Source organism: Amycolatopsis sp. CA-161197, from assembly GCF_050942255.1.
Classification (GTDB): Bacteria; Actinomycetota; Actinomycetes; order Mycobacteriales; family Pseudonocardiaceae; genus Amycolatopsis.
In genome coordinates this window covers 7861543-7883353 of the sequence record NZ_CP192059.1, presented here as the reverse complement: position 1 = coordinate 7883353, position 21811 = coordinate 7861543, and the positions used below count along the sequence as shown (strand labels likewise).

General features: G+C 72.5%; 18 protein-coding genes and 1 riboswitch. Of the genes, 5 read left to right on the top strand and 13 right to left on the bottom strand.

Going from position 1 to position 21811, the window contains the following annotated elements; all coding sequences use genetic code 11:
• Positions 1–92 precede the first annotated feature (92 nt).
• Entirely contained in the window at positions 93–1325 is a 1233-nt protein-coding gene (locus ACQPXB_RS37185; RefSeq protein ID WP_432846208.1) for an aldehyde dehydrogenase family protein, read from the top strand.
• Positions 1322–2428 carry a dihydrofolate reductase family protein gene (locus ACQPXB_RS37180; RefSeq protein WP_432846206.1) on the top strand — a complete coding sequence of 369 codons (1107 nt, stop codon included), beginning with the start codon at positions 1322–1324 and terminating at the stop codon, positions 2426–2428. The genes ACQPXB_RS37185 and ACQPXB_RS37180 overlap by 4 nt, the downstream gene beginning before the upstream one ends.
• A 76-nt stretch (positions 2429–2504) precedes the next feature.
• Here the strand turns inward: ACQPXB_RS37180 and ACQPXB_RS37175 are convergent, their stop codons facing one another.
• From ACQPXB_RS37175 to ACQPXB_RS37150, 6 genes are all read right to left on the bottom strand, one after another.
• Positions 2505–3713, bottom strand: a complete 1209-nt coding sequence (locus ACQPXB_RS37175) for a chitinase (protein ID WP_386947679.1) — start codon at positions 3711–3713, stop codon at positions 2505–2507.
• Positions 3714–4013: 300 nt separating this feature from the next.
• Positions 4014–7622, bottom strand: coding sequence for a cobaltochelatase subunit CobN (gene cobN, locus ACQPXB_RS37170; protein ID WP_432846204.1), 3609 nt, complete (start codon positions 7620–7622; stop codon positions 4014–4016).
• Positions 7623–7656: 34 nt separating this feature from the next.
• Positions 7657–7766: riboswitch (cobalamin riboswitch) on the bottom strand.
• 43 nt (positions 7767–7809) lie between these two features.
• Positions 7810–8427: a hypothetical protein gene (locus tag ACQPXB_RS37165; RefSeq protein ID WP_432846202.1), complete on the bottom strand. Its 618-nt coding sequence runs from the start codon at positions 8425–8427 to the stop codon at positions 7810–7812.
• 10 nt (positions 8428–8437) lie between these two features.
• Positions 8438–8671: a helix-turn-helix transcriptional regulator gene (locus ACQPXB_RS37160; RefSeq protein WP_366582868.1), complete on the bottom strand. Its 234-nt coding sequence runs from the start codon at positions 8669–8671 to the stop codon at positions 8438–8440.
• 6 nt (positions 8672–8677) lie between these two features.
• A complete protein-coding gene (locus tag ACQPXB_RS37155) occupies positions 8678–9556 on the bottom strand; it encodes an ABC transporter permease (protein WP_432846200.1) in 879 nt (292 codons plus the stop codon).
• Positions 9553–10476: an ABC transporter ATP-binding protein gene (locus tag ACQPXB_RS37150; protein ID WP_366582866.1), complete on the bottom strand. Its 924-nt coding sequence runs from the start codon at positions 10474–10476 to the stop codon at positions 9553–9555. The genes ACQPXB_RS37155 and ACQPXB_RS37150 overlap by 4 nt, the downstream gene beginning before the upstream one ends.
• Before the next feature lie 82 nt (positions 10477–10558).
• Between ACQPXB_RS37150 and ACQPXB_RS37145 the strand changes: the two genes are divergently transcribed.
• Genes ACQPXB_RS37145 through ACQPXB_RS37135 form a run of 3 tightly spaced genes read left to right on the top strand, consistent with a single transcriptional unit; the run spans position 10559 to position 13823 of the window.
• Complete coding sequence (locus ACQPXB_RS37145) at positions 10559–11686, top strand: precorrin-3B synthase (RefSeq protein ID WP_432846198.1); 1128 nt, start codon at positions 10559–10561, stop codon at positions 11684–11686.
• Positions 11683–12306: a precorrin-8X methylmutase gene (locus tag ACQPXB_RS37140; protein WP_366582864.1), complete on the top strand. Its 624-nt coding sequence runs from the start codon at positions 11683–11685 to the stop codon at positions 12304–12306. The genes ACQPXB_RS37145 and ACQPXB_RS37140 overlap by 4 nt, the downstream gene beginning before the upstream one ends.
• Positions 12303–13823: a precorrin-2 C(20)-methyltransferase gene (locus tag ACQPXB_RS37135; protein ID WP_366582863.1), complete on the top strand. Its 1521-nt coding sequence runs from the start codon at positions 12303–12305 to the stop codon at positions 13821–13823. Before ACQPXB_RS37140 ends, ACQPXB_RS37135 begins: the two co-directional genes overlap by 4 nt.
• On the opposite strand, the gene ACQPXB_RS37130 is transcribed toward ACQPXB_RS37135, so the two are convergent.
• The 7 genes from ACQPXB_RS37130 to cbiE all read right to left on the bottom strand — a co-directional run bounded on the left by ACQPXB_RS37130 (position 13814) and on the right by cbiE (position 21701).
• Positions 13814–14239 carry a GlcG/HbpS family heme-binding protein gene (locus ACQPXB_RS37130; protein WP_366582862.1) on the bottom strand — a complete coding sequence of 142 codons (426 nt, stop codon included), beginning with the start codon at positions 14237–14239 and terminating at the stop codon, positions 13814–13816. The two genes, ACQPXB_RS37135 and ACQPXB_RS37130, sit on opposite strands and share 10 nt — an antisense overlap.
• Before the next feature lie 89 nt (positions 14240–14328).
• Positions 14329–17406: an arabinosyltransferase domain-containing protein gene (locus tag ACQPXB_RS37125; RefSeq protein ID WP_432846195.1), complete on the bottom strand. Its 3078-nt coding sequence runs from the start codon at positions 17404–17406 to the stop codon at positions 14329–14331.
• Between the two features lie 30 nt (positions 17407–17436).
• Positions 17437–18081, bottom strand: a complete 645-nt coding sequence (gene bluB / locus ACQPXB_RS37120) for a 5,6-dimethylbenzimidazole synthase (protein WP_366582860.1) — start codon at positions 18079–18081, stop codon at positions 17437–17439.
• A complete protein-coding gene (locus tag ACQPXB_RS37115; protein ID WP_432846193.1) occupies positions 18078–18806 on the bottom strand; it encodes a cobalt-precorrin-6A reductase in 729 nt (242 codons plus the stop codon). The genes bluB and ACQPXB_RS37115 overlap by 4 nt, the downstream gene beginning before the upstream one ends.
• Complete coding sequence (locus ACQPXB_RS37110; RefSeq protein ID WP_366582858.1) at positions 18803–19813, bottom strand: Gfo/Idh/MocA family protein; 1011 nt, start codon at positions 19811–19813, stop codon at positions 18803–18805. The genes ACQPXB_RS37115 and ACQPXB_RS37110 overlap by 4 nt, the downstream gene beginning before the upstream one ends.
• The gene (gene cobM / locus ACQPXB_RS37105) at positions 19810–20571 is read right to left on the bottom strand and encodes a precorrin-4 C(11)-methyltransferase (protein WP_432846191.1); all 762 of its coding nucleotides are present in this window, start codon (positions 20569–20571) and stop codon (positions 19810–19812) included. Before cobM ends, ACQPXB_RS37110 begins: the two co-directional genes overlap by 4 nt.
• A complete protein-coding gene (cbiE, locus tag ACQPXB_RS37100; protein WP_432846189.1) occupies positions 20568–21701 on the bottom strand; it encodes a precorrin-6y C5,15-methyltransferase (decarboxylating) subunit CbiE in 1134 nt (377 codons plus the stop codon). The genes cobM and cbiE overlap by 4 nt, the downstream gene beginning before the upstream one ends.
• Between the last annotated feature and the right edge of the window lie 110 nt (positions 21702–21811).

Genomic DNA, 21811 nt, shown 5'->3' with positions numbered 1-21811 from the left:
GTGACGGGCGTCCCGAGGGGTGAGCCCGCCGTCCCCCGATGTGGGCGGTGCGGCAAACTGGTCCTCTGCCGAACGCGCGGAGGGAGACGACGATGGACGAGGTCGCGAAGGCCGTCGAGGAGTGCGCGCGAGCGGCGAAGCTGGCCGCGCCGTCGCTGGCCAGGGCCACCGAGGAGGCCGTGGACGCGGCGCTGCGGGGCATGGCCGAGCGCCTGCAGACGCACCGCGAGGAGGTGCTCGACGCCAACCGGGCCGACGTCGCCAAGGCGCGCGAGGACGGGATGAGCGCGGGCCTGCTCGACCGGCTCACCATCACGCCCGAGCGCCTCGACGGCATGGCCGAGCAGCTGCGGCTGCTGGCCGGCGCGCCGCACCAGGAGCGGTCCGTCGAGGTGTCCACATTGGACGGTGGACTGCGGCTGATCGAGCGGCGCCGGCCCGTGGGTGTCATCGGCGCGAACTACGAGGCGCGGCCGAACGTGACCGTCGACGTCGCCTCGCAGCTGGTGAAGTCGCGCAACGCCGGGGTGCTGCGCACCGGGTCGGCCGCCCTGGGGTCGGCCCAGCGGCTGCGCGACACGGTGATCGCGCCGGCGCTGGCCGAGGCCGGGATCGACCCGGACGTGGTGCAGCTGGTGCCGCGCGTCGAGCGGGAGGCCGCGTCGGCGCTGGTGCGCCTGCCCGGGCTGGTGCCGCTGGTGATCCTGCGCGGCAGCGGCGACAGCACGCGCGCGCTGGCCACCGAGGCGGCCGTGCACGGCGTGCGCACGCTGGCGCACGCGGACGGCGGCGGCGTGCTGTACGTCGACGCAGCGGCCGACGCGGCGAAGGTGCGCGACCTCGTGTCCGCGAGCCTCGACCGGCTCGGCGTGTGCAACCGGCTCAACCTGCTGCTCATCCACGACGACGTGCACGACGCCGTGTGGCCGTCGATCACCGCCGCGCTGGCGGAGCGCGGGGTGACGCCGTCGCTGGCGCCGCACGAGCACGCCATCGGCTACGAGTGGGCGCTGGACTCCGACCGCGAGGCGACCGTCACGGTCGAGCGCGTGAACGGGCTCGACGAGGCCGTGGAGATCGCGAACGAACGGACGTCGGGCCTCGCGGCGGGCATCGCCACCGAGGACGAGGCGGCGGCCGGCGCGTTCTTCGACGGCTACACCGGCACGGGCGTCTTCTGGAACGCACCGACGCGGCTGCTCGACGGCTTCAAGCTGCTCGCCGTGCCCGAGACCGGGATCAACCTCGACCGCGTGCCGGGGCCGCGTGGGCCGGTGACCTACACCGACCTGTACGTGCGCCAGTACGCGGTCCAACCCGCATGACCAGCCGTCCCCACGTCGTGTTGTCGGCCGCCCAGTCGCTGGACGGCTATCTCGACGACGCGAGCACCACCCGGCTGATCCTGTCCAATGAGGACGATTTCGCCGAGGTCGACCGCCTGCGCGCCGAGGCCGACGCGATCCTCGTCGGCGCCAACACGGTGCGCGCGGACAACCCGCGGCTGCTCGTGCGTTCGGCGGACCTGCGCCGCGAGCGCGTCGCGGCGGGGCGGCCCGAGCAGCCGATCAAGGTGACCGTGACGAGCAGCGGCAAGCTGGATCCGGCATCGCGCTTCTTCACGGTCGGCGAAGCACCGAAGCTCGTCTATGCGCCGCCGGTTGCGGTCGACGGCCTGCGCGACGTGGCGACGATCATCGACGCCGGCACCCCGCCCCGGCTCGAGCGCATCCTCGACGACCTCGGCGAACGCGGCGTCCGCCGGCTCCTCGTCGAGGGCGGTGGCGCCGTCCACACGCAGTTCCTCGAAGCCGGCCTCGCCGATGAGCTGCGCCTCGCCATCGCGCCCCTGGTGGTCGGCGACCCGCGCGCGCCGCGCTTCCTCGGCCCCGGCGCGTTCCCGCGCCCGCTGGAGCTGGCCGGACTGCGCCAGCTCGGCAACGTCGCCGTCCTCAACTACCGCGCAGCGGCCGAACCCACGCCGATCGACGTCCTGCGGCTGCGCCAGGCGATCGCGCTGGCGGACGAATGCCCGCCCAGCTCGACGTTCCGCGTCGGCGCCGTCATCGCCGCGCCCGACGGCACCGTGCTCGCCACCGGCCACTCCGGCGAGGGCGAGCCGCACAACCACGCCGAGGAAGCCGCCCTGGCCAAGCTCCGCGCGGACGACCCGCGCCTGGCCACCGCGACCATGTACAGCTCGCTCGAACCGTGCAGCTCCCGCGCTTCGCACCCGAAGAGCTGCACACAGCTGATCCTCGAAACGTCCATCCCGCGCGTCGTCATCGCCTGGCGCGAGCCCTCGCTCTTCGTCGAGGCCGAGGGTGTCGAACTCATCGCCGCGGCGGGCCGCAAGGTCGTCGAGGTGCCCGCGCTGGCCTCCGAGGTCCGCCGCGCCAACACGCACCTGCCCGGCATCCGCCCCTGAGCCTGCCGCCGGACGTGGAACACCGGGTGGTCCACAGTGGATTCACCGTGGGCCACCCGGCAGCAGGGGAACGCGCTCAGCAGGGGCCGTTGTCGGACCAGACCCCGTCCGGGCCGGTCGTGCCGGGTTCTTCGCCCTGGGTCCACCACTTGGCGGTCCACTTGTGGGCGTTGTGGGACACGGAGTTGCCGCCGACGTAGACCGAGGCTTTCTGCCACTCCGGCGCGGTGCAGGTGCCCGGCGGGTTGGTGGGCGGGCTCGTCGGTGGGTCGGTCTGGGGCGGCGTCGCACCGGCGAAGCGGGTGGTGAACTTGGTGAAGTCCCAGTCGTTCTGGGTCACGTTGGAGCACACCGCGTTGTCGGTCGTGGTGGTGCAGGGGCGGTCGCGGTTGACCGACCAGTACGTGAAGCGGCCGAGGTGGTGGCTGGTCGCGTAGTCGTAGACGGTCTGGAAGTCGGCCAGGGTGAAGATCTCCGCGTTGTCGGAGCGGCCGTTCATGCCGGAGAAGCCCTCGTGCGAATACGCGGTGGCGCTGTCCCAGCCGAGGTGGCTTTCCAGCAGGCCGTGGAAGTTCTCGAGCGCCGAGACCTGCGCCGAGGAGTCGTTGAAACCGCCGTCGAAGGGCATGATCGAGAAGTTGTTGGGCGTGAAGCCGATGGACTTGGCCTGGTCGAGCAGCTGCGTGCCGAACCAGCCGGTGCCGGCGGAGGTGCCGGGCATCGTGACGGACACGAACAGGCCCGGGTTGTCGGCCTGCAGCTTCTTCGCGGCGCCGAGCTCGTTGGCGATCGCCGCGGTGTTCTCGTACTCGGGTTCTTCGAGGTCGAAGTCGAGGGCCTTGAGGCCGTACTTGGTCACCACCTGCTGGTAGGCGGCGGCGGTCGCGTCGACGGTGCCGCACGTCTGGCCCAGTTTCGTACCGCCGTAGCCGCCGACGGATACCGACACGTCACCACCGTTGCCCCGGATGCGGTTCACGACGCCGGCGACCGCGGTGTCCGAAGAGACTGCCGACTTGCCGTCCCACGTGGGGCTGCAACCGCCGCCGTCGGGGGCGAGGATGAAGGCCAGCTGGAACGCCTTCTGCCCGGTCGCGTTCATCACCGTCACCGGGTCGGGCGGATTGTTGCTCACGGGCATGAGGTACGGCGCCGAGGCGTACCAGTTGTTGCTCAGGGCCGCGGCGGCCGCGGGCTGGGCATCGGCCGTGGCGGCCAGGGTCGCGGCTGTCCCGAGCACGGCGGCGGCAGCGAGCCCGACGGCGGCCAGTCTGCTTCGTTGCATCTGTCCTCCAGCTGACGAGCGGGGTGCGCATCAGCATTGGACTAGACCAATGCGAAGTCAACCCGCCACCCGACGATCGGCGGGATGCTACGGGCGAAATGCCGGGATCGGCCCCCGGTGTTCACCCTGGCGGCCCAACGTCCCCTCCCCCGACCGGACGCGGACCAACCGCCGTGCTGGTCCACTGCGGACAGCCGGCGACGCTCGAAATCCGGTCGCACTCGCTCTCTGGCACCCGAGGACAGGACAAGCGGGCGGCAGGGAATGGCAGGACCGCTCCGACGGGTCGGGTGAAGGAGGTCAGTCGCTTTCGAGATCGCCTTCCAGGGTGAGGTAGACGTCGCGCAGCTGGGCCATCAGGTCGGGGTCCGGCTCGGACCAGAGGCCACGGTCGGCGGCTTCGGTGAGGCGCTCGATGATGCCGCGCAGGGCCCACGGGTTGGCCTGGCGCAGGAAGTCCTGGTTTTCGGCGTCGAGCACGTACGACTCGGACAGCTTCTCGTACATCCAGTCGCCCACGACGCCGGCGGTGGCGTCGAAGCCGAAGAGGTAGTCGACGGTGGCGGCGAGTTCGAAGGCGCCCTTGTAGCCGTGGCGGCGCATGGCCGCGAGCCAGCGCGGGTTGACCACGCGGGCGCGGAACACGCGGGCGGTCTCTTCGCCGAGGGTGCGGGTGCGCACGGCGTCCGGCGTGGTGCTGTCGCCGATGTAGGACGCGGGCGCGGAGCCCGTCAGCGCGCGAACGGTGGCGATCATGCCGCCGTGGTACTGGAAGTAGTCGTCGGAGTCGGCGATGTCGTGTTCGCGCGTGTCGGTGTTCTTGGCGGCCACGACGATGCGCCGGTACGACTGCTCCATGTCTTCGCGCGCGGGGCGGCCGTCGAGGTCGCGACCGTAGGCGAAGCCGCCCCACACCGCGTACACCTCGGCCAGGTCCTTGTCGTCGCGCCAGTTGCCGGAGTCCATCAGCGGCAGCAGGCCGGCGCCGTAGGCCCCCGGTTTCGAGCCGAAGATGCGGGTGGTGGCGCGGCGCTCGTCACCGTGCGTCGCCAGGTCCGCCGCGACATGGGCCCGCACGAAGTTCTGGTCCGAAGGCTCGTCCAGCGCCGCCACGAGGCGGACGGCGTCGTCCAACAACGTGATCACGTGGGGGAAAGCGTCGCGGAAGAAACCGCTGATGCGCACGGTGACGTCGATGCGCGGGCGGCCCAGTTCGGCCAGGGGAATGGCCTCCAGACCGGTGACGCGCCGCGAAGCCTCGTCCCACACCGGCTGCACGCCCAGCAGCGCCAGCACTTCCGCCGCGTCGTCACCGGAGGTGCGCATCGCCGAGGTGCCCCACACCGAAAGCCCCACCGACGTCGGCCACGAGCCGGTGTCCTCGCGGTAGCGGCGCAGCAGCGAGTCGGCCAGCGCCTGGCCGGTCTCCCACGCCAGGCGGCTCGGGATGGCCTTCGGGTCGACGGTGTAGAAGTTCCGCCCGGTCGGCAGCACGTTCACCAGCCCGCGCAACGGCGAACCGCTCGGGCCGGCGGGGATGTAACCGCCGTCCAGCGCGTGCAGCACCGCGGAGATCTCGCCGGAAGTCCCCGCCAGCCGGGGGACGATCTCGGTGGCCGCGAACGAAAGCACCCGCGAGACCTCCGCGTCCGGTGCGCCCAGGACGTCGGAAACCACAGCGGGCACGGCCGAAACAGCCCAGGAACGCGCCTCCATCGCGGAGACCAGCGAACGCGCCGAGGTCTCGATCGCGTCCACTTCGGACATCGGAGCGGACGAGTTCTCCTTCAATCCCAACGCCGAACGCAGCCCCGGCACCGCGCCCTGCTTGCCGCCCCACATCTGCTGGGCCCGCAGCATCGCCAGCACGAGGTTCACGCGCGCCTCGCCGACCGGGGCCTCGCCGAGGATGTGCAGGCCGTCGCGGATCTGCGCGTCCTTGACCTCGCAGAGCCAGCCGTCGATGTGCAGCAGGAAGTCGTCGAACTCTGCGTCGTGCGGACGTTCGGCCACATCCAGGTCGTGGTCGAGCTTCGCCGCCTGGATGAGCGTCCAGATCTGGGCGCGGATGGCCGGCAGCTTGGCCGGGTCCATCGCGGCGATGTTCGCGTGCTCGTCCATCAGCTGCTCGAGCCGCGCGAGGTCGCCGTAGGACTCGGCGCGCGCCATCGGCGGGATGAGGTGGTCGACGATCGTGGCGTGCGCCCGCCGTTTGGCCTGCGCGCCCTCACCGGGGTCGTTGATGAGGAACGGGTAGATCAGCGGCAGGTTGCCCAGCACGGCGTCGGGCGCGCACGACGCGGACAGGCCCGCCGTCTTGCCCGGCAGCCACTCCAGCGAACCGTGTTTGCCCAGGTGCACCACCGCGTGCGCGCCGAACTCCTCCTCCAGCCAGCGGTACGCGGCGAGGTAGTGGTGGCTCGGCGGCAGATCGGGGTTGTGGTAGATCGCCACGGGGTTCTCGCCGAACCCGCGCGGCGGCTGGATCATGATCACGACGTTGCCCGACTGCAGCGACGCCAGCACGATGTCGCCCTCGGGATTTGCCGATGTGTCGACATACAGGGAGCCGGGCACCGGGCCCCAGTGCTCCTCGACCGCCGAGCGCAGTTCCGCGGGCAGCGCGGCGAACCATGCGCGGTACCGCGCCGCGGGGACGCGGATCGGGTTGCCCGAGAGCTGTTCCTCCGTCAGCCACTCCGGATCCTGCCCGCCGGCGGCGATCAGCGCGTGGATCAGCGCGTCGCCGTCCGGCTGGTCGGTGCCCGTCGGCTCGACGCCCGGGAATGCGTCGGGGCCGAGGTCGTAGCCCTGCGATCGCATGAGCCGCAACAGCTTGATCGCCGACGCCGGCGTGTCCAGCCCCACAGCGTTGCCCACCCGCGAGTGCTTCGTCGGGTACGCCGAGAGCATCAACGCGATGCGCCGCGACTCGGCAGGGGTGTGGCGCAGCCGCGCGTGCGCCAGCGCGATCCCGGCCACGCGGGCAGCGCGCTCGGCGTCGGCGACATACCGGGGCAGGCCGTCTTCGTCGAACTCCTTGAAGGAGAACGGCACCGTGATCAGCCGGCCGTCGAACTCCGGCACGGCCATCTGGTTGCCGGCGTCCAGCGGCGACAGGCCGTCGTCGCTGGCCGACCACGTCGCGCGATCGCTGGTGAGGCACAGGGCCTGCAGGATCGGGATGTCGAGCCCGGCCATCTCGGCGACGTCCCACGCCTCGTCGTCGCCGCCCGCGCCGGCTTCCGAGGGCCGCGTGCCGCCCGCCGCCAGCACCGTGACCAGCAGCGCGTCGGCGCGGCCCAGCTCGGCCATCATCTCCGGCTCGCGGTTGCGCAGCGACGCGCAGTGGATCGGCAGCGCGCGCCCGCCCGCGGCCTCGATCGCGTCGGCCAGCGCGTGGACGAACGCGGTGTTCCCGGACAGGTGGTGCGCGCGGTAGTAGAGGATCCCGACGACCGGGCCGTCCGCCGGACCCGAGGAAGCGCGCTCCAGCATGCCCCACGACGGCAGCTGCGCGGGCGGCTCGAAACCGTCGCCGGTCAGCAGCAGCGTGTCGGACAGGAACCGGTGCAGCTGCGTGAGGTTCTCCGGCCCGCCCTGCGCGAGGTACGCGTGGGCCTCGGCCGCGATGCCCGCCGGCACGGTGGAGAGCTTCATCAGCTCCGCGTCCGGCGTCTGCTCACCGCCCAGCACCACCACGTGCGAGCCCGACGCACGCAGCGTGTCCAGGCCCTCCTGCCACGACCGCGGCGTGCCCAGGATCCGGACCACGACGATCGGCGCGCCGTCGAGCAGCCCCGGCAGGTCCGCGACGTCGAGCCGGGCCGGGTTCGCGAGCCGGAACTCACCCTCCGAGGCCCGGGCGCTGAGCAGGTCGGTGTCCGAAGTGGACAGAAGCAGGATCACGGCGTTCCTCACTCGGGGTGTCCGCGCCCCGGGTCGTCGGTCGCGCCGGCGGGAGTTCCTGGCTTCCCGGATCACTCCGGGTCACAGTGGCGGGACCGTCCCGGACTCTCACCGGGTTCCTCCACCTGCCGACGCGTGGTTCGTCACTCACTCTCACGGGCGCGCGAGCCCGCGTCAAGGTGACGTCTCAGACCACGCGCACGGCCACGATCGGCCGCTCGGCCACGGGGTGGGACCGCTGGGCCGTGACGCTCCACGCGTAACCCGCGAACCCGCCCGTTTCCGGCGACGCGTGGAACACGAGGTGCCCGTAGCCGGCGCCCTGACCTGCGGGGGAGCGGCTGTCGGGGAAGTCGGGCGACGTGCCGTGCGGGTCGGCCGTGCAGTCGGCCACGGGCACGACGTAGGACTTGTCCTCGTCCACCACGGGCGTGCCCCGCACCAGCGCGATGTGCCCGGTGTTCGTCGGCCGGCGGTGCCCGTAGTCGACGACGACGAGGTCACCCGGGCGCAGGTCCGCGACGGTGTCCACGCGGGCGAAGTGCGGCACTTCCCGCTGCTCGAAGACCCACCGGTACGTGCGCGAGGGCGGGCTCACCGAGCGGAAGTGGGTGGTGAAGAACTCGTCGTCGGCCCAGTCGTAGACGTGCTTGAGCAGCTGGGTCTGGAACGAGGCGCACTGCGTGTGGTTGCGCCACGGCCGGGTCCAGCTCACGACGTCGGGCTCGCCGGAGGCCTTGTAGCGGTTGGCCTCCGGCGAGAGGTGGTCGATGAGGTCCTCGGCGGCGCGCAGGTGGGCGATCACCCCATCCGTTCTACGCCGACCGGTCGCCGATCCGCGGGAACGGCTCGGTGGAGAAGAGCACCTCCACCGACACCTCGAAGAACTCCGCGATCCGCAGCGCCAGGTGGAGGCTCGGGCTGTACTCGCCCCGTTCCAGGTACCCGATCGTCTGGTAGTGCACGCCGAGCGCGTCGGCCAGCTGCCGGCGCGAGATCCCGCGCTCGGCACGCAGCACCGCGATGCGGTTGTAGACGTTCTCGCTCACCGCGGATCACACACGCTGCAGCGCCCTCTCCCGTCGTTCGGCCACCGACGACCCGGACTCCCGCCGCGCCATGCGCCGCAGCAGCACCGGGGCCAGCACCAATCCGATCACGGACCACACCAGCAGCACGCCGAGGGTCGCCCACGGCCGCCACGACTGCCCGATCTCCACCACCACGGCCGAATCCGGCAGCAGCGCCGAGCGCATGCCGAGGCCGAGCCAGTACATCGGGAACACCTGGGCGATGTCCTGCACCCACACCGGCAGTGCCGTGATCGGGTAGAAGATGCCGGAGATCGCCGCGAGGCCCGTGACCGGCAGCATGACCAGCGCCATCGAGCGCGGGTCGCGGATCAGCGAGCCGATCGCGGCACCCAGCGGCAGCGTCCCCACCAGCCCGACGGCCAGCACCCAGAGCAGGTTCAGCCACGACCACACGCCACGGTCGGCCAGGCCCGGGAACAGGATCAGGCACGGCACCAGCGTCACCAGCATCGCGGACACCTGCATCAGCGAAAGCGACATGATCTTGCCGATCAGGTAGCCGAGCATGCCGTTGGGCGTGGCCTTGGCCCGCAGCAGCGTGCCGTCCTCACGGTCGACGACGAGCTGGCCCGCCGCACCCGAGAGGCCGTTGAACACCAGCCCGGCGCCGAGCACGCTCGGCACGGTCGCCGCGCCGAGCGAGAACGACGTGCCGGGCAGGTGGATGCCCCGCAGGAAGAACAGCGTGACCAAGATCAGGACCAGCCAGATCACCTGGCCGAGCACGTCGTCGCGGTTGGTCCACTGCTGGCGGAACTCGATCAGCCCGCGACGCAGCCCGTTCCGCGCGGCGGCTCGCTTGCCGGCCGCCGTGAGCGCCAGCGGTGTTGTCGCTGTCATCGCACACCCGCTTCCACGAGTCCGGTCTCGGCCCGGTGCACCAGGGTCATGTAGGTGTCCTCGAGGGACGCGCGCCGCACCTCGAGGTCGGCCACGGCGTCGCCGTGCTGCTTGAAGAGCTCGAACACGTACTTCGTGGCCTCGGTGGTGGAGTGCACGAAGTGCTGCCCCTCGACCGACCAGCGCACCTCGGCCTCGCCGGAGATCTGGCGGCTGAGCTCGTCGGCCGACCCGTCGGCGACGATCCGGCCGCCGTTGAGGATCAGGATCCGGTCGGCCAGCTTCTCGGCCTCGTCGAGGTCGTGGGTGGTGAGCAGGATCGTGGTGTCGTTGTCGTCGGCGAGCCGGTGCACGAGGTCGTGGAATTCGCGCCGCGCCTCCGGGTCGAAGCCCGCGGTGGGCTCGTCGAGGAAAAGCAGTTCCGGCCGGCCGACGATGCCCATCGCGACGTCGAGCCGGCGCCGCTGCCCACCGGAGAGCTGCTTGAGCTTCTTGCCCGCGTGCGGCGCGAGGCCCACGACCTCGATCAGCTCGTCGGTGTTCCACGGGCGGCGGATCGTGTCCGTGGAGTAGGGCGCGTAGTAGGCGCCGACGTGGGCGAGCAGCTCATGCACGCGCCATTTCCCGTGGTCACGCCAGGATTGGAGCACGACCCCCAGTCGTGCCCGCCAGTCCTCGCCGCCACGCGCGGGGTCGGTGCCGAGCACCTCGACTTCGCCGGCCGAACGCATCCGGAAGCCCTCGAGAATCTCGATCGTGGTCGTCTTGCCCGCGCCGTTGGGTCCCAGCAGGCAGAGCACTTCGCCGCGGTACGCCGTGAAGCCGACGCCGTGGAGCACATCGTTGGTGCCGTATCTCATGCGCAGGCCCTCGACCTGCAACACGACTTGCTCCGGATTCCTCACCGGACCCACCCCCATCGCTCGTGTGCGACGAAATGTAGCACATCTACTACATTCGATCGCAAGTCTGCTGAATCCCCTGCCAGCTACAGTGAGCGGCATGTCCAGCCCTGCCCGCGTACGCGCCGACGCCTGTCCCGGGGTCTTCGCCACGCACGACGCGGCGGACGGACCGCTCGCCCGAGTGCGCCTGCCCGGCGGGGTCGTCTCCGCGGAGCGGTTGCGAGTGCTGGCTTCCTGCGCCGAAGACCTCGGTGACGGCGACGTGCACCTCACCTCGCGCGGCAACGTCCAGCTGCGTGGGGTGACGCGGCCCGGTCTCGCGTCGAGGCTCATGGCCGCGGGGTTGTTGCCCTCGCCGACGCACGAACGCGTGCGCAACGTGCTGGCCTCGCCGTTGAGCGGGGTGCACGGCGGGACCGCCGACGTCCGCGGGCTGGCGGGGGAGCTGGACGTGGCGTTGTGCGCCGAGCCCGAGCTGGCCGAGCTGCCGGGGCGGTTCCTGTTCGCGTTCGACGACGGCCGGGGTGACGTCGCGGGCGAAGGCGCCGACGTGTGCTGGCGTGCGGTGACGTCCGACGCGGGCACGGTGCTGCTCGCGGGCGTGGACACCGGCTGGTCGGTGCCGCGGGGCGAAGCGGTGGGTGCGTTGCTGGCGGTCGCGCGTGAGTTCGCCGCGCGGCGGGGGACGGCTTGGCGAATCGCGGAGCTGCCGGATCCCACCGCGGTCCTGCCTCGCGGACCGCGGTCGCAACCGGGGGAGCGCCCGGTGCGGGTGGACCCGACGGGCGGGCCACTCGGCGACCACGGTGTCGGTGTCGCGCCCCGGTTCGGGCAGCTCACGGCCGCGCAGCTGCGGGTTCTCGCGGATCTGGCCGATCACGCCGTCGTCACGCCGTGGCGGTCGATCGTGCTGCCGAACCCGGCGCCGGACGCCGTCGCGCGTCTGCACGCGGCCGGCCTCAGCACCGACCCCGCCGTGCTGGAGATCACGGCCTGCATCGGCCGGCCCGGCTGCGCGAAGTCGCTGGCCGACGTGCGCGCCGACGCCGCGCGGCTGGTCCCGGCCGGGGTCCGCGCCCACGTGGCGGGCTGTGCCCGGCGCTGCGGGCGGCCCTCGGGCCCCCACCTCGACGTGGTCGCCGAGGCCGGCGGCTACCGTGTCGGCGAACGCCTGCTGCCGGCGTCCCGCCTGGCGGACTCCTGGGTGAGGAAGGAAAACCCGTGATCGACTACCTGGCCGACGGTGCCGAGATCTACCGGCACTCGTTCGCCACGATCCGCGAGGAGGCGGACCTGGCGATCCTGCCGGACGACGTCGCCGGCGTCGCGGTGCGGATGATCCACTCCTGCGGCATGGTCGACCTGGTCGACGACCTGCGCTACTCCCTCGACGTCGTCGAGGCGGGCCGCGCGGCGCTCGAGGCGGGCGCGCCGGTGCTGTGCGACGCGAAGATGATCGCCAGCGGCATCACGCGCAAGCGGCTGCCCGCGGCCAACGACATCGTCTGCACGCTCGACGACCCGAGCGTGCCCGGGCTCGCCGAGCGAATGGGGACCACGCGGTCGGCCGCGGCTCTCGAGCTGTGGCGTGACCGGCTGCCGGGTTCGGTGGTGGCGATCGGAAACGCGCCCACCGCGTTGTTCCGCCTGCTGGAGCTGCTCGAAGAGGGCGTCGGGGCGCCGGCGGCGATCATCGGCGTGCCGGTGGGTTTCGTCGGTGCGGCGGAGTCCAAAGTGGAGCTGGTGAAGCGCGCGCCCGCCCCGTACCTGGTGGTGCAGGGGCGCCGGGGTGGCAGCGCGATGGCCGTGGCGGCCGTCAACGCGCTCGCGAGCGTGGTCGAATGACCGGCCGGCTCTACGGCGTCGGACTCGGTCCCGGCGACCCGGAACTGATGACGGTGAAGGCCGCGCGGCTGATCGGCGAGGCCGACGTGATCGCCTACCACAGCGCGCGCCACGGCCGCAGCATCGCGCGTTCGGTGGCCGCGCCGTACCTGCGCGAGGGCCAGCTGGAGGAGCCGCTGGTCTACCCGGTCACCACGGAGACCACCGACCACCCCGGCGGCTACGAGGGCGCGATCGCCGATTTCTACGAGCTGAGCGCGAAAAAGCTCGCCGAGCACCTCGACGCGGGACGCGACGTCGTCGTGCTGTGCGAGGGTGACCCGTTCTTCTACGGCTCCTACATGTACATGCACGAGCGCCTCGCCGGCCGTTTCGAGGCCGAGGTCGTGCCCGGTGTGACGTCGGTGAGCGCGGCTTCCTCGGTGCTCAGCCGTCCGCTGGTGCAGCGCGACGAGGTGTTCACGGTCCTGCCGGGCACGTTGCCGGCGCCCGAGCTGGCGCGCCGGCTGGCCGACACGCAGGCCGCGGCCGTGCTGAAGCTGGGGCGCACGTTCGGCGCCGTCCGTGAGGCCTTCGCGGAGGCGGGCAAGCTGGACGACGCGTGGTACGTCGAACGCGCCACCTGGGGGGAGCAGCGGATCGAGCCGCTCGCCGACGTCGATCCGGCGACGGTGCCGTACTTCTCGCTGGCGCTGCTGCCGAGCCCGGCGTATGCGTCCCGGGTGGACGGTGAGCCGGCGGTGGTTCCTGCGTCGCCGAAACCGGTTTCCGACGGTGGTGAGGTCGTGGTCGTCGGCCTCGGCCCGGCGGGCCCGGAGTGGCTGACGCCCGAAGCGTCGGCCGAACTGGCCGCTGCGGAGCACATCGTGGGCTACGGCCCGTACGTCGCCCGCGTGCCCCAGCGCGCCGGCCAGGAGCGGCACGCGTCGGGCAACCGGGTCGAGGCCGACCGTGCGGTGGAAGCGCTGGAGCTGGCGGCTTCCGGGGCGCGGGTCGCCGTGGTGTCCTCGGGTGACCCGGGTGTGTTCGCGATGGCTTCCGCGGTGCTGGAACAGGTTGCCGCCGGTCGTGGTGCCGGCGTGCGCGTGCGGATCGTTCCCGGTGTGACAGCCGCGCAGGCCGCCGCTTCCCGCGTCGGCGCCCCGCTGGGGCACGACTACTGCGTGCTGTCGCTTTCGGACCGCCTCAAGCCGTGGGACGTCATCGAACGCCGCCTCGACGCCGCGGGCGCGGCCGATCTGGTGCTGGCGCTCTACAACCCGGCTTCACGCACGCGCACGACCCAGCTGGCCACCACGCGGGAAGTCCTGCTGCGCCACCGCGAACCGGGCACCCCGGTCGTCGTGGCGCGGGACGTGGGCGGGCCGGAGGAGCGGATCACGGTGACCACGCTGGGTGAGCTGGACCCGTCCACTGTGGACATGCGGTGCCTGCTCATCGTGGGCTCGTCGAAAACGGTGGCGCAGCAGGGCCCGGACGGCACGACGGTCGTCTGGACCCCGCGCAGCTACGCCTGAGCCCGCAGGCGTTCGACGGCGGTGCGGACGGCTTCCTCGTCTTCCGCGCTCTGCGCACCCGACGCACCGATGGCGCCGACGACCACGTCGCCGTCGGTGATGGGGATGCCGCCGGCACGGGCGACGAAGTCGCCGCCGTAGACGTGCTGGAGCGGGCCGACGACCTCGCCGGGCAGGGTGACTTCGCCGGAGGGCTTGAGCATGCGCAGCGCGGTGCGGGCCTTGGCCACGGCGACGCGGCTGGTCACGGGCGTGCCGCCGTCGGCGCGCTTCAGCGCGATCACCTCGCCGGTGACGTCGAGGACGGCCACCGCCAGCGGCGCGAACCCGCGCTCCGCGGCGACGGCGTGCGCCGTGTTCACCAGCTGGTCCGCTTCGGCCAACGTCAACCCGGGCAGTCGGGGGGTATCAGACACCCTTCCGAACCTAGCCGCGCGCCGCTGCGGCCGTCCACCGGCCCGCCCTCGGCCGTGCGGAGAAGTACCCGGGGGTGTGCCCGGCTGACTCAGCGCGTCGGATCCTTCCCGTTCGGCTGCGCCGGACCCGGACCCGGGGACCACCAGCCCCACACGGTCCTGCGGCCGTGCTGCACCGTGGGTGCGATGCCTTCGCTGAAGGGCTCCACCTGCAGCAGCTGGCCCCACGACTGGCTCGGCTGCCCGATCAGGTAGCTGGGCACCTCGGGTTCCTTCGCCACCTCCTCGAGCCAGCCGATCGGCCCGCCGTTGGTGCTGGAGGCCCACTGGGCCTCGTCGGCCAGGGCGCCGGCCGTGATGCGGTAGTCGGGCACCTGCGAGATGCCGTCGTGGGAGGTCACGGGGTTCGCGCACGGGTAGACGAACGACGCGGGCCAATCGATGTACACCGACTTGCCCATGAGCTTGTCCGTCAGCGTCGTGAAGGTCGGCACGCGCGGGGCGGACGCGGCGATCCAGCCGTCCTCGGTCAGGTCGTTGTCGACGATGTCCACGCGCACCGACGTGGTCTGCGGCGGCAGGTCGCGCAGGTTGATGCGGGTGTCGTTCCAGCCGCCGGTGCCCGCGCCGGGCGGGAGGGCGAACTGGCTGCGCAGCACCTTCACGCCCTGCGGCGTCACCACGCCGTAGTCGAGGCTCACCGAGGCCGGCCGCCGGGGCTGCCCGGCCGTCGCGATCACGATCTGGCCGTCGGCGGGTTTGTCGGCCAGCGCGTACCACTGGCTGCGCAGCCGGCCCGCGCGGTTCTGCTCGAAGTAGCTGCTCCACATCGGCACGGTGTCCGGCGTGAAGCCGTGCGGGGGCTCGGAAAGCGGGTCGTCCTCTTCGACGGGACGCGTGTGGAAACCGGTCTGCACCTGGCCGTTGTCCGGGTCCGGGTTCGGCAGGGGTGACTCCTCCTGTTTCGCCGGCACCGTGCGTTGCTCGGGCTGCGGGTGCAGGACGCTCTTGGCGGCGTCGGTCTCCACCATCACGTGGTCGGACAGGTTGCAGCTCTTGCCGAACAGGTGCCCGACGTTCGCGGCGCCCAGGCTGTAGCTGCCCCGCTGGATGTAGATCGCCGCCGCCATCGTGTAGAACTCGCCGGCCGCGACGAGCCCGCACACGACCACGAGCGACAGCGACCCCAGCCGCAGCGACCGGCCGCGTTTCTCCTGCGGCGCGGGTGCTCCCGGCCGGTGGGCGCGGATGTTCTCCACGAACGCGTAGATCCCCGCGATCGCCGCGGCCACGAGCAGGATCGTCGACAGCGGGATCCCGCCGATCGACGGCGCCAGCCCGGTCCACGGCACGCCGAGGCGCGAGACGAACCAGTACGTGTTGGGTCCCGTCGCGGCCAGCGCACCGACCACCAGCAGACCCGCGAGGAACGTGGCCCGGTTGCGGTTCGAGCGCAGCACGGTGGAGCTCGTCGCCAACGCCGTCAACGCGGCCATCGACGCCCCGACAGCTGCGAACGCACCGAAGTGGTGCGTCCACTTCGTCGGCGTGAGGGCCAGCAGCAGGAAGAACAACGCCGTGGTGCCGATCAGCCGCCGGCTCGGCCCGAGCGCGGCGCCCGGGATCCGGCCGCGCCGCAGCAGCACGACCAGGCACGTCACCGTGCACAGCACCACGAGCAGTACCGGGAACCGCCGCGGCGCCGACCCGTCGGGCAGGTTCTCGAACAGCAGCTGGTAGCGCGCGAGCTCCTGGAACCACGACAGGTTCGGCCCCACCTGCGTGCGGATGCGCGTGGCCTCCTGCACGGTCGCGAACGTCTGGTCCGCGAACACGACCACCAGCACCAGCAGCCCGGACGCGAGGATCGGCGCCAGGATCGGCAGCCAGCCGCCGGCCGCGCGCTGGCGCACGAGCTTGAACAACGGCCGCGCGGCCACCAGGAACGGCGCCACCGCGATCAGCCCCGTCGGCGTCGCGGCGAGCGTGAACGCGGCCGCGGTGAGACCCAGGCACAGCGGCAGCAGGCGGCGCGTCACCAACGCGCGTTCCACGGCGCAGATCGCGAGCAGCGAACCCAGTGCGGCCACGGGTTCCGGCCGCACGCCGTTGTTGTAGGGCATCCACCAGACGAGGAACACGGCCGCCGCGGCCCAGCCGGCCGCCCGGCTGCCGCGCACCTGCGTGCCCAGCCGGGGCATCACCTCGCGGCTGATGAGCAGCCAGCTGATCACGCCCACCAGGTACGAGGGCAGCCGGATCCACGGCGGCACCGTGCTGACGTGCGTCATCAGCTCGTAGAGGTGGTAGAACCAGCCGAACGGCGCCTCCGCGACGCCGAACCAGCGGTGGTAGTTGGTCAGGAATCCCGTGGACTCGGTGACCCGGGCCATGGTGAGGATGTAGCCGTCGTCCGACGTCACCGGTCCGATGAACACCCACGCGCCGAGCGCGAGGATCACCGTGGCGTCGCGGCCGGTCAGGCGCCACCAGCCCACCGGGGCCCAGCGCGGCGCGCGGCGGGCGAACCCGGCGTCCATGCGCCACACCGCGATCAGGCAGGCGATGAACGCGAGCGCGCCGAGGATGCCGACGCCGAGCTTCAACGCCGTGGGCGAAGTCTGGTAGCGCGTGTCCGGCACCATCGTCACGTGCAGGCCCGAGATCGGGTCCTTCGCGGAGCTGATCGACGAGTAGAGGCCGACCACGCGCGGGCGGACGTCACCGGTGGTGTGGAACACCGTCGTGCCCGCGACTGCGAGCGTCATCTGCGTCGCATCCGACTTCAGCGTCACCGCGCAACCGGCCGGCGGCAGCGGCTGCTGCGCGATCTGCTGGCCCTGGCTCGACGCGAGCAGCACGCCGTTGTCCACGCGCAGCTGCAGCCCGACGCCGTTGCCGGCGCGCGGATCGGTGCGCCCGTCCGGCACCGTCGCGAACAGCAGCGCGGGACCGTTCGTGCGCGCATCGAGCGATTTGATCGTGGCGCACGGGATCTCGGCCTCGAGGTCCTGGGCCCAGTACCCGGTCAAGGGCGCGTTGACGGACCGGGTGTCGGAGCCGGTCGGCCAGCCGACCTGCGCGGTGTCCTGCACGACGGGCAGGAACGGATAGGCCAGGGCGCATAGCGCCGAAAGCAACCCCAGCGCTACGGCAATCGGACGCATCCGGGAAAGTTATCCGGTCGGCCGAAGGGGCTACGCAGGCCCCTCGGTGCGTGGGGTGAACCGTTCGTGGTGCACGGCGTTCGTCAAGGGCGCGCGGGTGCGCCAGCCATGCCGTTCCAGATCAGGGACCTCGGCCAGCGCGGTCACCGGGCCGACGCACAGCCACGCGACCGGCCGGACGCCATCGGGGATGCCGAGCAGGTCGGCGAGGAACGGCTCGCGGTAGAAGCTCACCCAGCCGACGCCGAGGCCCTCGGCGGTCGCGGCCAGCCACAGGTTCTGGATGGCGAGGCACACGGAGTACAGCCCGGCGTCGGCGATCGCGTGGCGGCCCAGCACGGCGGGCGCGCCGCGTTCGGCGTCGTAGGTCACCACGATGCCGAGGGTCGACTCGCGGATGCCCTCGATCTTGATTCGGGAGAACGTGTCGGCGCGTTCGCCGGCCAGTTCGGCGGCGAACACGTCACGTTCGTCGTGCACGTGCCGGGCGAAGGACTCGCGCGTGGCGGGATCGCGTACGAGCACGAAGTCCCACGGCTGGCTCAGGCCCACGCTGGGCGCGGCGTGCGCGGCTTCGAGCACGCGGGTGAGCACCGCGTCGTCGATCGGTTCGCCGGTGAACTCACCGCGGACATCGCGGCGGCGGCGCAGGATTTCGTAGAACTCGTCGATCATCGGCGCAGCACCCAATCCACGGCTTCGGCGACCCCCGCGACCTCGGCGGTGGCCGGGCGCGGCGGGCGGCGCACGACGACCACCGGCAGGCCCAGCTCGCGGGCGGCGGTGAGCTTCGCGGCGGTCATCGAGCCGCCGCTGTCCTTGGTGACGAGGACGTCGATGCGGTGCCCGGCCAGCAGGGCGCGTTCTCCGTCCACTTCGTACGGTCCGCGGTTCAGCACGACCTCGTGCCGCCTCGGCAACGGCGGCTCAGGCGGGTCGACGCAGCGGATGAGGAACCACAACGCGTCGAGCCCGGCGAACGCGGCGAGGCCCTGGCGGCCGCTGGTCAGGAAGACGCGGGAGCCCAGGCCGGGCAGCAGTTCGGCAGCGGCGTCGAGGTCGTCGGCCCAGTGCCAGCGGTCGCCTTCGGCGGGCTGCCAACCGGGCCGGGCGAGCCGCAGCAGCGGCAAACCGAGCACCGAGGTGGCGGCGAAAGCGTTGGTGCCGATGCGTTCCGCGAACGGATGGGTCGCGTCGACCACCGCGGCCACCTGGTGCTCCCGCAGCCACGCCGAGAGCCCATCGACCCCGCCGAACCCGCCGACGCGCACCTCCCCGGCCGGCAGCCGCGGCCGCGCGACCCGCCCGGCGAGCGACGACACCACGGCGACCCCGCGCGAGTGCAGTTCGGCCGCGAGCGCCCGCGCCTCGGCCGTGCCGCCGAGGACCAGCACGGTCATCCGCCGTATCCCACGGCCGCGCGCCAGCGGTCGAGCGTGCGCATGTTCGCGAGCGTCTCGGCCCAGGTCAGCTCGGGTGCCTGCCGGTTGTCCACGTGCGCGGCGACGTGGTCGGCCTCACGCGCGAACACGCTCTGCGTCGCCTCGATCTCGATCACCTCGGGCTCGCCGCCGGCCGGCGTCAGCACGATCTGCGCCGACGTCGCGCGGCGCATCTGCGGCAGCCACGCGGGTTGCGGCACGTGCAGCTGGCCGGTGGTGCCGTAGACGCGGATGTGGTCGTCCTGCGTGAGCCGGTAGCCGCACGACAGCTGCGCGATGATGTCGCCCGGCAGGCGCAGCAGGCCCATCGCGAACTCGTCGACGCCGCGGTCGGTCAGCCGTGCCATGCCCGTGACGGTGGTGGGTTCCACGACGTCGATCCCGGTCGCCGCCTGCGAAACGAGCCGCGCGAGCGACGTGCAGTAGCAGCCGACGTCGAGGATTCCGCCGCCGCCGAGCGCCGGGTCGGCCAGGCGCGGGGCGTCGTTGGCGCCGGTGTCGAAGCTGAACGAGACGTCCACGGCCCGGATCTCCCCGATCGCGCCGCACTCGATGAGCTCGACCAGCCGGCGCGTCTGCGGGTGCAGCCGGTACATGAACGCCTCCATGAGGAAGACGTCGTGCCGGCGCGCCGCGTCGATGACCTTCTCGGCCTCGGCAGCGGTGACCGTCAGCGGTTTCTCGCACAGCACGTGCTTCCCGGCTTCGGCGGCGCGGATCGCCCACTCCGCGTGCATCGGGTGCGGCGTGGCGATGTAGACGGCGTCGACGGCCGGGTCGGCGAGCAGGTCTTCGTAGGCGCCGTAGGCCTTCGGGATGTCGAAGCGGGTGGCGAACTCGCGAGCGCGGTCGGCCGAGCGCGCGGCGACGGCCTCCAGCGAGCCGTGCTTGCTGCGTTCGACGCCGGCCGCGAAATCGGCGGCGATCGATCCGGCGGCCACCAGGCCCCAGCGTAGTTCGGTCACAGTGACTCCGGTTGGCTCGCGCGGTCTCGGGTGCTCGAATACAGGAAGCTGTCGGGAAATCCTCCGGCGGCGAGCACCCGGCCGACGAAGATGGTGGCCGCGCGCGTCATCCCGGCCTCGCGGGCTTGCGCGGCGATGTCGGTGAGCGTGCCGCGCACCACGGTCTCGCCCGGCTGGCTCGCCAGCGCCACGACGGCCGCGGGGCAGTCGGCGCCGTAGAACGGCACGAGCTCCTCGATGACCCGCTCGATGTGGTTGATGGCCAGGTGCACCGCGAGGGTCGTGCCGCTGCGGGCGAAGTTCGCCAGCGTCTCGCCTTCGGGCAACGCCGTCGACCTCGCCTGGGCGCGGGTGATCACGAGGCTCTGCCCGATGCCGGGCACGGTCAGCTCCCGGCCCAGCACCGCGGCAGACGCGGCGAACGCGGGCACGCCGGGGACGATGTCGTAGGGCACGCCGGCCGCGTCGAGGCGGCGCACGGTTTCCGCGACCGCGCTGTAGAGCGAAGGGTCGCCGGACACCAGCCGCGCGACATCGTGGCCCGCGTGGTGGGCGGTGATCAGGCGGTCGACGATCTCGTCGAGGCTCAGGTTCGCGGTGTCGACGCGCTCGGCTTCGGGTGCGCAGTACGCGAGCAGGTCGGTCGGCGTCATGCTGCCCGGGTACAGGCACACGCCGCAGCGCGCGAGCAGGTCGCGGCCACGAACGGTGATGAGGTCGGCCGCGCCGGGGCCGGCGCCGATGAAGTGAACGGTCATCTCGAACTCCAGGACGTCACGGTGCGCGACGGGGTCCACCCCGTGAACCCGCCGAGCGGCTGCGCGTGGTCGACGGCGATCCTCGTCAGCTCACCACCCCGGCTCGCGTACGCGTCGGCCAGGATCCGTTCGGCTTCCAGCGTGACCCCGTGGGCGACCACGCGGGCGCCGGTGCCGAGGCACGCGTCGAGCAGGCCGGGGACGGTGAGGCCGCCGCCGATGAAGACGGCGTCGGGGTGGGGCAGCTGAGCGAGCGCGTCGGGGGCCGGGCCGGTGACCACGCGCAGTTCGGGGACGCCGAGCGTGGCGGCGTTGCGGGTGATGCGCTCGGCGCGCGCGGGGTCGCGTTCGATGGCGATCGCGCGGTTGAGCGGGTGGGCCCGGGACCATTCGATGCCGATGCTGCCCGCGCCCGCGCCGACGTCCCAGAGCAGCTCGCCGGGCACCGGCGCGAGGTGGGCGAGAGCGGACGCGCGGACGTCGCGTTTGGTGAGCTGGCCGTCGTGCTCGAAGGCGCTGTCGGGCAGGCCGGTGAGCGGGAGCGCGGGGCCGGCGCAGACCAGGGCGAACACGGTGAGCGGGCCGGGTTCGTGGGTCCAGCCGTCCGCGCGGCGCTCGTCTTCGGCGCCGAGGTTTTCGAGGCTGGTCAGGGTGGATTCGCCGTAGCCGCGGGTGCGGAGCAGCTCGCGCAGGTCTTCGACGTTCGCACCCAGGACGAGGACTTTTCGGCGCGGCGCCAGGACCCGGGCCACCCGGTCCACGGCCCGCCCGACGACGGTGACGGCCTCGGTCTCCTCGAACGACCAGCCCAGCCGCGCACGGGCCAGCGTCACCGACGACAGCGCGGGCAGCACCTCGACGTCGTGGCCGCGGTCGCGCAGCGTCGTGCCGATGCCTGAGAGCAGGGGATCACCGCTGGCCAGCACGCAGACGCGGCGCCCGGCGTGCTCGGCGAGGACGCCGTCGAGCGCCGGCAGCAGCGGACTCGGCCAGGCTTGCGTGCGGACGCCGTCGGGCACCATCGCGAGCTGCCGCGGCGCCCCCAGCACGATGTCGGCTGCGAGCACGGCGTCGCGTGCTTTCTCGCCTAGTCCCGACCAGCCGTCGGCACCGATCCCGACGACCGACACAGGTGCGGTGTCTCCCCGGGGGCGTGCCCCCGGACCCCGCGCCGGGGGCGTGCCCCCGGACCCCCCGCCCGCCGCGTGGTCGGTCGCCTCGGGCAAGGCGCGACGCGTGC